This window comes from Levilactobacillus suantsaiihabitans, assembly GCF_004745505.1.
Taxonomy (GTDB): Bacteria; Bacillota; Bacilli; order Lactobacillales; family Lactobacillaceae; genus Levilactobacillus; species Levilactobacillus suantsaiihabitans.
In genome coordinates this window covers 1-14,070 of record NZ_RKLX01000034.1, presented here as the reverse complement: position 1 = coordinate 14,070, position 14,070 = coordinate 1, and the positions used below count along the sequence as shown (strand labels likewise).

The following is a 14,070-nucleotide window of genomic DNA, read 5'->3' as shown; positions in this document are numbered from 1 at the left end:
TGATAAAGTAGATGTACCCAAAGTAATCACTCCCTATATTGGTTGGAATTAGCTACTACCATTGTAAGTGATTGCTTTGGGCTTTTTAATTTCTGTTCGGATTAATTATAGAATTTGCCATACAGAAAAATTAATTGACGTTCCTGTATGGCAAGATGATAGTGAAAGTTTATATCTGAGTTTCTCCATTAATTCACCTGCTACAAATCTAACTTAAAATAGTCGAAATTCAGTTATAGTCATGCTATAATACAGATAGAAAAAGGAGCCCTGCGTGAACAGGGCTTCCCATGTAGAGCCGTTTAAGACGGTGACATAATTTAACGTTATTAAATAACCGCTAGCTTGCCAGAGCTAAGGCGGTTATTTTTTTTGCTGACTTCTGATCAGCTCAACAATTAACGCGATTAAGGCTACGATAAACGTACCGAAAGCCAGCATTAATTGTAAAGAGTCCGACACGGACACTTAGGCTACTCCTTTCATTGGGATTTATGGGCTTTAAAGGTTTTACACCATAAGCACCACCTCCGATCGGAAATAGCCACCGCCTTAACTTCTCTACAAGGAACCATTATACAGGGAATCTGTATCATTATCCAAGCTTTAAAACAAATTCACTTGATTGCTATATTACTAGGGTCCGTCTGAAAACTACTTAAGTAAGATGCAAATTGAGGCAATGTAGACCGTAGCCAGATAAACATGAGCGAGCTTATCATAACGCGTTGCAATCCTACGAAAGTTCTTCAACTGATTGAAGAAGTTCTCAATCAAATGGCGCTCACAATAAACGTGGTAATCACAGGTCCACTTGTCTTTGGTATTTCCTTTGGCGGAATGGTATAGACGCCTGCTTTATCTTCAATATACTGGCGAAGTTTCGCGGTGCCATAGGCTTTATCCGCGATAATATTTGATTGAGAAATATCGAAGCCTTCCAGCAACTCACTGGCAACTTGGCTATCATGTACTTGACCACCTGTTAGGTGAAAACCCAAGGGATTCCCTAATCCGTCAACGAGTGCGTGAATCTTGGTCGTTCGACCACCTCGACTTAGTCCAATAGCTTGATTTTCGACCATACATTCGGCGTTTTTTTTGCCCCAGTGGCCTTTTGATGCGCTCGAACGATCGTTGAATCTAAGCTCAAGTTTTCCATGTCGGGATCGTCAATCAATTCGAGAAAAACCTGTTCGAACAAGCCTGAACTTACCCAGGCTCGGAAGCGACTATACACCGTTTTCCAAGAGCCATAGCGTTCAGGTAGATCACGCCAAGGAGCCCCGCTGCGCATGAGCCAGAGGATAGCGTTGAGGGCGGTACGGTTGTCTAGGCTTGATGGACGGCCAGTCCGGTATGGCGGGAAGTATCCTTTGATTCGGTCCCACTGAGCATCTTCCAGTTCGTATCGTTTAGGTGTTGTCATCGGAATGCCTCGATTCGTTTTTCCTCAGATTATACCTGAATTTTTAGTTTTCAGACAGTCCCTAGTTTAAACACTTTGCCGAATAATATTTTGATAGATGTTCGTCATCAAGCTGAGAGACAGTTCTCTTTCTTTGATGAGTACATCAAGAATTCTGCAGAACTTGGGAGGCAGTCGTAATTGAGAAAATCCGACATAAGCGTGATTATCCCTACATACAAACGGGTTAACTTTCTTGTGCAAGCTATCGATTCAGTTCTAGATGAGAACGGTGTGGACGTTGACGTGCTGGTGATTGATGATGATCCAGAAAGCGCCGAATTAGGAGAGGTTCTGAGCAGTCGTTATCAAGAGAAGGTGCGATATCATCAAAATCCCCAAAACCTTGGGCCAGGGGACTCGCGTGCGTATGGTTTAACACATACCAGCTCAAATTTTGTTGTCTTTATGGATGACGATGACTTTTATACTAACCCTTCTGCCTTTCAGGAGGCACTTCAGGTTCTTCAGAAACATCCTGATATCGCTTTTGTTGGTTTTTCCACTAGAAATTTCAAAGAGAGCAATCAAAGGAAAACAACTGTCAACTCATACTCGTTGCTGGGGGTTGTGGATGCCACTTCTTATCTAAACAAATTTGGAAGAGATATTGCTAAACCAGCGTCAACTTTTAGCAGTGTTTTTCGCCGTTCTAGCCTAGAAAAAGCCGGAATCGGAGAAGTAAAGATGTTAAATGACACCGTCATATACCTAAGAGCATTGACTGCGGGTAATGCTTATCTGAGCGCCACGGTAGTCGGAAATTATCGCATCCATGACAGCAATATATCCAAGAGCCTCTCTGAGGATTTTATTATACAGAATCTTGATGAAAAGGCGGCCATTCAAAAGAGGCTACCTTTTGTCAATGTACTCGAACGGCAGATCTGGTTATATCGACAAACGTGGATGTCAATTCGCTACTATATCTGGAATCACCCCGGAGAGCCCTATCTGAAGATTCGAAGATGGGCAGGAAGTCAGACAGGACTGACTTCCTTATTGCTGCGATTGAGAATCTTTCAAACAATTCATAAGATTCGAGGTGAAAATCTGCCGTGACGAGTAGAATAAAAAACTCTATGCTTAATTCTTCTGTATCCAGTTTGATTTATCTCTTTCGAACAATTCTAGGTTTTGTGTCGAGAACGTTTTTTATTAAGCTACTTGGCATCGAGATTCTTGGGCTGAATGGCCTTTTTACAAACGTCTTGAGTTTCCTATCATTGACAGAGCTGGGAATTGGCACATCAATTGTTGTTGAGCTTTACAAGCCAATAGCTTTTAACAATCGAGAGAGCATTAAGTCCCTTATGCGTTTGTATAAGCGAGCATACGATGCAATTGGCCTGGCCGTTGGCCTTATAGGAATAGCAATTATGCCAATTTTGCCATATGTGATGAAAGATTACACTGTCACTCCAGTTGTTTATCTATATTATGTTTTATTCTTGGCAAATTCTGTGGTGAGCTATTTTTTCACGTATAAACGTTCAATGCTAAATGCAAATCAAGCAAACTATGTGACTGTTATAAATGATTTTGGCTTCTATGTTGTTTCGATAATTGCTCAGATTGGTTGCCTAATTCTTTGGAGGAGTTTTATAGCGTATCTGGTAGTACAGATCATTACCACGGCGCTAAGTAACCTAAATATTTCTAGGATTGTGGATAAACGATATCCTTTCATAAATGAGAAGGACGTACAACCCGTCAGTAAAGAGGTTAAAGCAAAGCTTCTTCACAACATTGTTGGGAATGTCTCAAATCAAATTGGTTCCATTGTTGTCCTGGGGTCTGACAATATACTAATTTCGTCATTTGTTGGGCTAGCTGCTGTTGGACTCTATTCTAACTACACATTGATAACGAATGCGATTAAGGGCGTGATCACGCAAGCCACAAACGCTGTTGTACCAACCGTTGGCAACCTTGTTGTTAGTTCAGAGACTAAGCATTCGGTTCAAGTCTTCAAATCATATCACTTTGTAAATTCAACAATGAGTTTTCTTGCCGGAGTGGGTACTTTTGCTTTCATTAATAACTTTGTACGAGTGTGGTTGGGTGGAAAGTACGTATTGCCTGTTCATACGGCGGCGTTAATGTCGGTGTATGTTGCTGCTCTTTTATACCAGGGCTCAGCTAGAACTTTCTATTCTGCATACGGACTGTTTTGGCAACAACGGTGGAAACCTGTTTTTGAATCACTTGTAAATTTGGGCGTTTCAATATTCCTCTTATGGGGCTTTCATTTAGGTATAGATGGAGTTCTCTTAGGAACCTTGACGTCAACGTTTATTGTTGATCTTTGGTTTGAGCCGTTTGTACTTTTTCGATTTGGGTTTCATCAGTCTCTCCGACCATATTTAGTCAAGACCGGTGGATTCTATTTACGGCTTGCTCTTGCTCTTGGTGTATTTGCAAAGATTCAAATTATGTTCAAGATTCAGTCAATCTCCTCGTTTGTGATATATCTATCAGGTGGTTTGGTTGTCCTTTTAGTACTTTACTTACTACTATTTGGCTTCGATCCACAATTGCGAAGCTTGATAGTGAGAGCTCGAAAGATTTTTACGCCTTGATTTAAAATTTTAGTGTAAAACCTATTTCAATAGACCGATTTGCCGAAAAATGCCATGAAAACCTGTTCTTGCTATTGCCCAACGTTCAAGAAAGAGGAATCTTCATGACTCACGCTCACACTATCGCCTGCTCTTACGAACAACTTGGATTTGATGAAAGAAGAACTATTAAAGCAATGCATATCTAAGAATTCTCACTGCGCTTGAACTTCAAGTAGCTTACGCACGAATCGTCGCGAACTACGGAGTGGTGCTTTGAAAAAACAGCGGCGAAGGCCGTTCGGGCCTACCCTAATATCGGTTACTGACCGTTAGTCTAAAACGGAGATCCTTGTAAGGCTGATTAACTCCCAGCAGAGGCCTGATGGACAGTACTCAAAGACCCGGTCTATCAATAGCCCCAGAGAGCTTATAACAATTACCTTCGACAATGGCCCTAAGTCTGCGGTATTGAATCAGGCCAACGGGACTCCAACGAGCATGTAAATGACCTGTTGCGAGAGTGTTGCCGAAGTTTAAGTCCCTGAAGAACGCAACACTTGATCCGGTAATGACTGTTCAGTCATTACTAAATCATCGCCCTCGATACAGCCTGTCCTGGCTTCGGTCGTGTAACTACTATTCCAACACGGCAGAAACCTAGACCACTGACAAGGTGTTTGATGTGTGCTAGAATTAGTTTGACAATCTGGGCGTTTTAATGTTTCCTGAGGTATACGATTTTCTAAAGTTGAACCTTTGTCATGCTACAGAGTGATTGCAACTATGAATTATTTAGGACGCAAGATTTTTAAACTTTAATTAGGACCTGTCTATTGATTATCTTCTGAAGTGAAAGAAAGAGAGTGCATGAATGATTGTTCTGTATTTAGGGGAGTATGCGGCTGGCGGAGTGGCTACATATCTGCGTACCTTGATTGATATGCAAGAGAAGAATCCTAAGATTGAAAAGATTATATTGATGGTCAGCGATTTCAAATCAGAACAATTTCAATTTGAATCTGACAAGGTTCAGGTAATTAGATATCGTTATAAACGAGGACTTCATGGTATTTTTACGATATTACATCAATGGCCAACAATTTTGAAAGTGAAGCCGGATATTGTCCATCTGCATTCTACTTTTGCAGGGCTAATAAGGGTTCGTGCCTTGCTTTCATTTAAGCACCTTCACTTTGGAATAGTTTATTGTGCGCACGGATGGGCGTTTAACCAAAGAGTCTCCGCTTTATCGAAAGACGTATACATAGCCGTAGAAAGAGTTCTTTCCCGAGTTGGCTATATTATCAATATATCTCAGGACGAGCAAGACTCCGCTGTAAGGGCCGGGATTTCGGAAAATCATATGGTGATGATTCACAATGCTATCCAATATTCCAAGATGCCGCGTAAGCACAGCGCTCATCAGGGGACAAAGTTTTTGTTTATTGGCAGGTTTGATCGTCAAAAGGGTCTGGATGTACTGCTAAGCGCCTTTCAGCGACTTCCACGTAAATACGAGCTGTCAATTGCTGGAGGCTCAATTTTGGACGATGACAAGAAAACTTATCTGAGTAATAGGCGGAATGTTAATTATCTTGGATGGTTGTCACGAGAGCAGATTGCTAATCAACTACTTCAGTCGGATGCTTTGATAGTTCCTTCCCGTTGGGAAGGTTTTGGTCTGGTAGCTTTGGAAGCGATGGCGAACTCAACAGCGGTTATCGCCAGTAAAGTGGGGGGCTTACCTGAAATCGTTGTGCAAGAATTAACGGGAATTCTGGTACCCCCAGAAGATCCGAATGCTCTCTATCAGGTCTTGAGCTCCGTGACAAAAGAAGAGTTGGAGACCATGGGTAGGGCTGGGAGACAAAGGATTGAAAGGCTATTTAATCCGCAAAAAATGGAGAGGCAAGTTTTTGACGTCTACAACGCTGAATTTAAGCTGGCTAACCATCTTTTGTAGAACGGGCATCTTGACAGGCATTGGTGTGCAATTTGCCTAATTTGTTGTCTATCCCAGCCTTAGAAGTATATTCGTATCTCAGGTGTGTCTGGTGGATAACAATTTGCATTCCATTCGTGAAAATAAAATCAATCGTTGTGAAAATGGAAGAGTGGTTATATAAGATATGAGAATCGCTATCTTAACACCTGGTATCTTGCCTGTCCCTGCGGTGAAGGGTGGAGCAGTAGAAAATTTAGTTCAGGAGATTCTTGACGAGAATAGAACAGATGATAGTTTAAATATTACAGTCTTTGGGCTAGCTGATCAGTCTGCAAGATCTGCGGCTGCAGAAAAATATCCATATATAGATTTTGCATTGTTTCGGAGTGGAAAGCTTGCCCAAGCTCTAGATAGAATTATTTATATTCTGGTACGCTTTATTCGTAAAAATGCGAATTTGATTTCATATCGTTATATCCTGGAGAGACTTAGTGTGATCATGCAGTATGGTTGTATTCTGAGACGGAAAAATTTTGATAGGGTAATCCTGGTCAATAATTCAACTCTCTTTTTAATCTTTTTATTCCCGTCCGTAAGGAAAAAGTTTCTAAAGAAATCAACTTTTTACTTACACAACGAGGTTTCAAAGATGTTTGGTGCAAAGAGGCTCTTACCATACATTTCATCAGTGTGGGGAATCAGCAAGTTTGTTTTGGACTCATTCGATCACCGGTTTCCAGGTATAATAGGAGTGCCGCATTACGTCATTAAGAATAGCCTTGATGATCATCTTTTCTCAACTAGTCACGCTAGTGAAGTTCGGAGTCTGCGCAAAAAATGGAATTGCCCGCCAGAAGATTTTGTGGTGCTATTCTCTGGAAGGTTAGTATATGAGAAAGGGGCAAGGCAGTTATTGGAGGCCACTCGTACTTTAGAAATTCCAAACCTTAAAATCATAGTTATTGGCGGGACATTTTACAGTAGCGATGTAACAAGTTCATATATGATACAATTACGTGCGCTAGCTAGAGAACAGAATAATCGAGTAATTTTCACAGGGTATATCCCCTATGAACAAATGCCAGCAGCTTATGAATTGGCTGACGTCGTGTGTCTTCCCTCAATGTGGGATGAACCCGCGGGAATGACCATGTTAGAAGCTGCTTCAATGGGAAAACCACTGATTACAACACGATCTGGGGGTATCCCAGAATACCTTTCTGAAGACAGAGTCTTCATGGTCGATAGAGCGAATGTAGTTGACGAAGTTAATAGAGATATTAGCTTCATCTATCAGCACCTTTCTTCAGAACAGGACAAAGCGCAAGAATACGCTAAGTCTTTGAGAGAAAAGTACTCTAGGAGAAACTATTACAGAAGATTCAGGCGATTACTAGAAGTGAACTAAAGCGGAGGGGTCATGCGAATTGTTACCAACAGTACAGGTATTACTTTCAACCTATAATGGTGAGAAAACAGTAGAGAGGCAGATTAATAGTATACTAAAACAAGCGGGTGTCAGGGTTAATATACTGGTTCGGGATGATGGGTCAATCGACAATACGCAAAAAATCTTGAGAAAACTTCAGGACCGTAATCCAGAAAGGATAGAATTATTCTTTGGAAGTAACCTTGGATGGCGGGCAAGTTTTTTTAAACTCATGGAACTATCGGGCAGCGCCGATTTTTTTGCATTCTCTGATCAAGATGATATTTGGTTTGCCAATAAACTAAGTGCGTCTATCGCGCCAATGAAGAAGAGCTTGAGGTCTCCCGAGATGGTCCATGTGCAATCACTAGAGGTCGATGAAAACTTGCAGCAACTTCCCAACCAGAGAAAAAAGTTACCAGAACCGCTCAGCTTTAAGATGGCTGTGGTAAGTGAGCTCTTTCAAGGATGTAGCATGGTTTGGAATCGGGCTGCAATGGATATTGTTAAAGAAAATTTACCAAGTTCACCTGATATTCCTCACGATTTCTGGACGGGCCTGATATGTTACCTAGTTGGAGATGTTCAATTTGTGACTGAACCTCAATTCTATCATATTCGATATTCAGACAATTCTTCAACGGATGGCAATATCCTTAAGGGGCGAGTGGCAAGAATTAAGAAGGTTTTGAAACATCAGAAAGCGTATATTAACCCATGCAGAGACTTACTCCATACGTCAGTTTTATTTAGTCCGGAAGAAAGAAATTTCTTCGAGACAGTAACAGATTATAAGGAACACTTTCATTTACGAATGAGTCTGGTGTTAGACAAGGATTTTCGTAGGCCGTCGTCATTAGCGACGTTACTATTAAAAGCACAAATCCTACTAGGCCAGTACTAAATATCAGCAGACAGAGGAAAACTATGCCCGAATTGTCAAATCAAGTGCAACACTAAGTCAAATAAGCAAACGCATGGAGCCATATTTATTAATGCAACGTTAACGTCAACGGGGTGAAGAGTTGGTAAGATTCACTAGCACTTAGATAGCCGAGTGATCTTCTAAGCCGATTGTTCAAAGCGTCCTGAACTTCAGCGATATAAGTATCTGTAAAGTTCTTCATAGACTTACCCTTAGGCATAAACTCCCGGATCAAGCCGTTTTGGTTCTCATTACTACCGCGTTCCCAAGGTGAATAAGGATGGGCGAAGTAGATCTGCGTTCCGTCAACTTGGTTCATTAAGGAGAATTCACTACCATTGTCAAAGGTGATGGAATGAAACTGCTCAGTCCCGTATTCATTGATGATTGCTTGAAGGGCGTCACGACAAGTTTCAGCATGATAGTCAGAGATCTTGACGATGATTTCAAAGCGGCTTAAGCGTTCCGTCAAAGTCATCACAGCAGGTTCACTAGCAATTCGCTTACCTTTGACTAGGTCACCTTCCCAATCACCAAGCGCTAGGCGCTCATTGATTGAATCTGGACGTTCATCAATGGACGTTCCGAGGTTCTTCTTATTCATACGGGCATGGACCTTACGAGTGCCCTTAACCCGACGTCGGAGCTTAGCTGGTAGGTCAGTATTATCCAAATCAAGCAAGCCCAGATCGATGTAGCGATAAACGGTTGGCGTTGAAGGACAAGGTTTGTCTGGATGATCACGCCGAAACCGGTGAACAAAGCTATCGACACTATCAATACGGACATGGGCTTTGAGTGCTTTACAGAGCATTGAGAAGAACAACCAGCACCGCTGTAAAAGGCCTTTAGAATGACAGTTAGCGCGGTGTTTAAGGTAGTTAGCTTGGCCAGCATCAGCGTAATATTGATAGTACGGTAAATAGTCCGAATTAAGCTGACGAACCGTACCGCGCTTGAGTTCGCGGCTGATCGTACTAGGGCTTCGGTGAAGTCGTTTAGCAATCTTACGAATAGAATAATGATCTTCATGAAACGCTTGAATAGCACCTCTTTCGGCTTCCGATAGTTGTTGGTAGTTATGAGTAGTGGTAATATTTAATTGGGTCATGGGGATACTTCTTTCTTTTTAGTGTGGTACTAAAAGTGTAGGCCTCCATGGCCTATTTGTATACTCTCATAAGTGTTACACTTCAATTTTAAATCCGGGGAGGAAAACTATGTCATTCTTAATAGCCTTCGAGATCGCCATACTAATTTTTAGTCTTCTAATCTTTAAGGGAGACTTCTTTAACCCATCCACAATTAGCGTGACAGTGTTCATGGCTGCCACGATTCTTTGTGCTTTCTATGCAGAATTGTGGCAGGTTAAGATCGTGTGGAAAACTGTCCTGGTAGTAGTGACTTCTTTGCTTATGATGATTGTCGGAACTGCGTTAGGCAGAAGTGCATCAGTCACGGGAAACGAGAAATTGAATTCTGCGGGAAGGCATATCCGCTTAACTATGTCGACTGGAACTATAGTGTTTATAAGTACTCTGGTAGTGATCATGACCGTGCTGTATGGTTTCTCAGCATACAAGCTGGGGCAAAGTCATGGGGGTACGGGTTTAAACTCATTTGCATATCTAAAAGATGCATACAGCCATGGAACTGCAACAGTTAGAATGAACGTATTTATACGGCAAGGGTATAAAATTGTTTTGGCTTGTGCATACGTTGGCTGCCTCTTACTAGCAGTTCAATTAGTGCAGGGAATATACCAAACGCGAAGGTCTCTCGTTTATTTAGGATGGATAATTTGTGGAGCACTAATTACTATTATGTCTGGTAGTAGGACAGATATTGTTCGTATATTTTCCGCGTTTATCATTGATTATGTTATCATATCCAGAATTTGGAATAAGAGGGAAGAAAATACAAGACGTAGAAAAGTAAAAAGCGTCTGGCACTATCTTATTCCTGCCTTACTTTTAGTCATTGTAGTTTCCTTTTCCGTTAGGCAAATCATAAAAACATCGAATGTCGAATTATCCCAGAGTAACTCTTTATTCTACTATCTTTCTTATTACGTTGGGAGTCCAATCGCAGTTCTCAATGAGAAGATTTCAATGGGATTCTCTGGGGTGACTCTTGCAGTGGGAGCGCCAATTTCTGTCCCAAATTTTGTATATTTAGGTAACCTTAATTATGGCGGTAATGTTGATACGCTGTTAGGTTTGGCACTACAAAAGTACGGGATCATAATGCTCTGGGTGAAATTGTTGATTGTCTATGGTATTGGTAGTTTTTTCTATTTCAAAGCTGAGAGTGAGTATCTACGTTCAAAGAGATCATACTATTGGATCTTAATTACATCTCTTGTCTATCAGATATTTACGATGTCTTATTACTCTGATTCCTTGTACGTATTCTCAGATATAGTAACGAACGGACTAATCTTTATTGGGACAATTGTCATCTTTTATTTGTTCGTACAGAGCTCAGACGGCAATGAATGAGGTGCTTTGCAATGACATTGACTAATCCCCTTATATCAGTGATTATACCGGCTGCAAATTCTGAGTCCACTATCATTAGGGCTTTGGATTCAATTAGGATCTTTGAAAAGAATCTTGATGCGCGGGTTGAAGCGATTGTGCTCGTTAACAATAGTACGGATAACACTTATCATCTAGCATCATCTTACAGTTCTAATGCCAATCGACAAGTTAGGGTCTTTCACTGCGCCGGCGGACGTAGCCATGCCCGCAACGTTGGACTATCATACGCAAAGGGCAGAATAGGGATCTTTTTAGATTCAGATGATGAATTAACGCCGATATATTTGCAAGAGGTTTTAACAAAGAAGACACAGATTTTGAATAATCATACACCGCTTTATTGTAAAGCAGTTCATGTTTTTGACGAGACGGGGCGGCGAACGGAGCCTATCGAGCTACCTTCCCCAAAGCGGTTGTGTATAGAGAATCCGTTCGTAATAGAAACTGTTGCTTTTTCACTTTCTGACGTGCGATTTAGGTTTGACGAGCAATTGGTATTCTGTGAAGATTGGAAATTCTGGGCACTTAACTTTATGAACTCAAGTTTTCTCCCATCAAATGTTGAAGGTGTACGAGTCCATATTACGGGTAATAATTCAATGAGGGCAGTGAAATCTTTGCTTAAGTCGGAGGCCTTAGTTAGGGCGGACTTGTTTCAGATAAAGAAAAGTTTTGCTCCTAAACGTGATCTCATAAGACTAATACTTTTTCCTCAATTGGATCCAAGTCCAGAAGAATTAGGTAAATTAAATGAGTCGTTTGGTTTTTTATTCAAAATTAGTTGTTTCCTAAACAGCTTTTTTCCTACCGCATACTTAATTAAAAAGTTGCTTCAGAAAAAGCTTGATAACGTTACCTACTAACCGGCTGCATTAATATAAATGGAATTCTAATCGCTCCAGTGGTATTTATAGAAATGTCTAAGCTGCAATGCAAGCTATTTTTCAATCCCCGGTTTAAAATCGAAGTGCACCACCTGATAAAGCAGACCAATTTGCAAAAAAAGGCCATGAAGACCTATTCTTGTTAGCGACTAAACAATACAAGAAAGAAGGAATCTTCATGACCCACTCTCAGGGTACCACCACTCGTTCTTATCACCAACTAACTTCCGCTGAAAGAGGCCAAATTGAAGTGCTGCATGCGCAGGGTAAGACGCTTAATGCCATCGCGAGTGATTTGCACCGCAGTCGAAGTACAATCAGCCGCGAGGCGCGGCGGGGAAGTGTTGATCAGATGGATTCTCACCGCCAAATCCATCCAACCTATTTTGCTGATGCGGCACAACGCAGGCACGAAGAGGTTCGCCTTAACAGCCATGCGAAGGGCTTGCTAGAACGATGTGACTACTTCTTCAAAACGCTGGTCAAATGTCTTAAACAACGCCCTCGCATTCACAGCGTTGATAGCTTCGTACATGACTTCCAGATGCGTTATCCGCGCTTGAGATGTCCCTCAACACCGACGGTTTATCGGTATATTGACGCAGGTCTGCTCCCAATCACCAACCTAGATTTACCCGTCAAGTTACGGCGTCGCATCAAGCGACCAGGATTGCGCCACGCTCGCACTAACAAGCATAAGCTCGGTGAGTCGATTGAGAATCGGCCAAAGGCCGTTGACGACCGTCTAGGAGTCGGCCACTGGGAGGGCGACCTGGTCAAGGGAAAGCGAGTTGAAAGTGAACCAGCACTGATGACGTTGACAGAGCGGTACTCCCGTACTGAGATAATCGTTAAGCTACCTGACTACCACGCTGAGACCTGCCGTCGGGTGCTTCAGGAGACAATCGATTCTTATGGGGCCAGGGAGTTCGATACCATTACGTTCGACAATGGTTCAGAGTTCTCGGCTTTGGCTCGCGTGACTGGCACGAAGATTTACTTTGCTCATCCGTACTCACCCTGGGAGCGTGGATCAAATGAGAATGCTAATGGCCTTCTACGTGAGTATTTCCCAAAAGGAAAGTCATTCAAGAACGTAACCCTTGATGAGATCCAGGCAGCACAGTCGGCGTTGAATCATCGCCCAAGGCGCTCACTGGGCTGGTTGCGTCCTTGCGACTATTACCCCAATATGGCATAAGCTATACCACTAACAAGAATTGGTTATAAAGTGTTGCACTTGATTTGACAATTGAGGCTTTTTTTATACTATCATAATTATAATAAGCCACTATACAGATGCTTAAGTCCATCTTACTTTATTCTCCTAATCTATATTCATTCAAACGCAACTACAAGCGTCTCAAACGAAAGCACTACGATATGAGTAGGCTTAAACATGTCATTGAATTGCTAGTTGTCGGTAAAACTAATGAGCTAAGAACCAAGCACAAAGATCATAAGTTATCCGGTAAATATCACTTTCTTTGAGAATTACATACTGACCGTCAGTATAATGATAATTGGGTGCTCGTTTATCAAATCCACAATCAATAATGAAATAAACTTGCACATCCTTGATCTAATTCGAACTGGCAATCATGATCAAGTTCTCCGTTGAGTCGTATCTATTTGGATACGGCTTTTTTGTGTTTCTTTCGCCATCCTCGCTTGTGTTGCTTTTTAGCCCGATTAGACTGTAAACAGTTAATAAATATACCTATTGATCACTCACCTAATTTCGATAAAGAAAAGCCGGAGTTAACGGAGCTTTGGTTCTTTTGGGTGCTTTCAAGTTTCAGTAGTTGTATTAGAATCTTGCTCAGCTAGTTGAAGCTTATAGTTAGAGTCTAACGATAATAACAATTTGCTAGAAATTCCCATAACCTTTTCTATGCGGATAACTAAGACTTCTGTTAGGTAACGTTTACGGTTAAGAATATCAGAAATATTTTTTTGGCTCACTCCTATACGCTCGGCAAGATCGGCCTGGGTAATGTCATAGTAGTCCATCACTTCTTTAAGCAAATCAGCCGCTGAGCTGGTGTGGTATTGTTTAGTTTGATTTTCACGATGCAGCAAATTTATCATCCTCAGTTCTTAATGATAATCTTCGATACTATAAATTGCACGACATACACCCCTAATAATAAACAGAGTTAGACGAAACCTTCAGTTATCTCTTCCGCTATTGGGAGTGTCAAATTTTTTGTGTAAATGGAAGTCCTCTCCCATTAGCTAGCTTCTAATACATGGATTCTAACGTATCTTGAATTTGCTTGAAACCTCGATGCGTTCGCTCAAAATTTTGG

General features: G+C 41.5%; 12 protein-coding genes and 1 pseudogene. 9 read left to right on the top strand and 4 right to left on the bottom strand.

Translation table 11 applies throughout. The annotated features are described in order from the left end of the window. Window positions 1-363 precede the first annotated feature (363 nt). Both EGT51_RS13100 and EGT51_RS12385 read right to left on the bottom strand, forming a co-directional pair. Complete coding sequence (locus EGT51_RS13100) at window positions 364-441, bottom strand: putative holin-like toxin (RefSeq protein ID WP_229923078.1); 78 nt, start codon at window positions 439-441, stop codon at window positions 364-366. Window positions 442-654: 213 nt separating this feature from the next. Continuing rightward, window positions 655-1,429, bottom strand: a pseudogene (locus EGT51_RS12385) (IS5-like element ISLpl3 family transposase). A 180-nt stretch (window positions 1,430-1,609) separates the two neighbouring features. Here EGT51_RS12385 and EGT51_RS12380 point away from each other — a divergent pair. The 5 genes from EGT51_RS12380 (at window position 1,610) to EGT51_RS12360 (ending at window position 8,310) form a co-directional block, all read left to right on the top strand. Beyond that, window positions 1,610-2,530 carry a glycosyltransferase family 2 protein gene (locus EGT51_RS12380; RefSeq protein WP_135368985.1) on the top strand — a complete coding sequence of 307 codons (921 nt, stop codon included), beginning with the start codon at window positions 1,610-1,612 and terminating at the stop codon, window positions 2,528-2,530. Window positions 2,531-2,550: 20 nt separating this feature from the next. After that, entirely contained in the window at window positions 2,551-4,050 is a 1,500-nt protein-coding gene (locus EGT51_RS12375) for a lipopolysaccharide biosynthesis protein (protein ID WP_225428749.1), read from the top strand. Window positions 4,051-4,903: 853 nt separating this feature from the next. Next, entirely contained in the window at window positions 4,904-5,995 is a 1,092-nt protein-coding gene (locus tag EGT51_RS12370; protein ID WP_135368983.1) for a glycosyltransferase, read from the top strand. Window positions 5,996-6,161: 166 nt separating this feature from the next. Further along, entirely contained in the window at window positions 6,162-7,385 is a 1,224-nt protein-coding gene (locus tag EGT51_RS12365) for a glycosyltransferase family 4 protein (protein WP_135368982.1), read from the top strand. Between the two features lie 19 nt (window positions 7,386-7,404). Next, window positions 7,405-8,310: a glycosyltransferase gene (locus tag EGT51_RS12360; protein WP_135368981.1), complete on the top strand. Its 906-nt coding sequence runs from the start codon at window positions 7,405-7,407 to the stop codon at window positions 8,308-8,310. A gap of 88 nt (window positions 8,311-8,398) precedes the next feature. Here EGT51_RS12360 and EGT51_RS12355 read toward each other — a convergent pair whose 3' ends face one another. Then, window positions 8,399-9,442 (bottom strand): IS30 family transposase, encoded by a 1,044-nt coding sequence (locus EGT51_RS12355; protein ID WP_135368980.1) that lies wholly within the window; start codon window positions 9,440-9,442, stop codon window positions 8,399-8,401. A 109-nt stretch (window positions 9,443-9,551) separates the two neighbouring features. On the opposite strand from EGT51_RS12355, the gene EGT51_RS12350 reads away from it, so the two are divergent. The 4 genes from EGT51_RS12350 (at window position 9,552) to EGT51_RS12335 (ending at window position 13,249) form a co-directional block, all read left to right on the top strand. Further along, window positions 9,552-10,832 carry an oligosaccharide repeat unit polymerase gene (locus EGT51_RS12350; protein ID WP_135368979.1) on the top strand — a complete coding sequence of 427 codons (1,281 nt, stop codon included), beginning with the start codon at window positions 9,552-9,554 and terminating at the stop codon, window positions 10,830-10,832. 11 nt (window positions 10,833-10,843) lie between these two features. Beyond that, window positions 10,844-11,737, top strand: coding sequence for a glycosyltransferase family 2 protein (locus EGT51_RS12345; protein WP_167850209.1), 894 nt, complete (start codon window positions 10,844-10,846; stop codon window positions 11,735-11,737). A gap of 199 nt (window positions 11,738-11,936) precedes the next feature. Then, window positions 11,937-12,959: an IS30 family transposase gene (locus tag EGT51_RS12340; RefSeq protein ID WP_135368986.1), complete on the top strand. Its 1,023-nt coding sequence runs from the start codon at window positions 11,937-11,939 to the stop codon at window positions 12,957-12,959. A 98-nt stretch (window positions 12,960-13,057) separates the two neighbouring features. Then, window positions 13,058-13,249 carry a type II toxin-antitoxin system mRNA interferase toxin, RelE/StbE family gene (locus EGT51_RS12335; protein WP_135368977.1) on the top strand — a complete coding sequence of 64 codons (192 nt, stop codon included), beginning with the start codon at window positions 13,058-13,060 and terminating at the stop codon, window positions 13,247-13,249. Window positions 13,250-13,549: 300 nt separating this feature from the next. Here EGT51_RS12335 and EGT51_RS12330 read toward each other — a convergent pair whose 3' ends face one another. Beyond that, window positions 13,550-13,840: a HigA family addiction module antitoxin gene (locus tag EGT51_RS12330; protein WP_135368976.1), complete on the bottom strand. Its 291-nt coding sequence runs from the start codon at window positions 13,838-13,840 to the stop codon at window positions 13,550-13,552. Window positions 13,841-14,070: the final 230 nt, after the last annotated feature.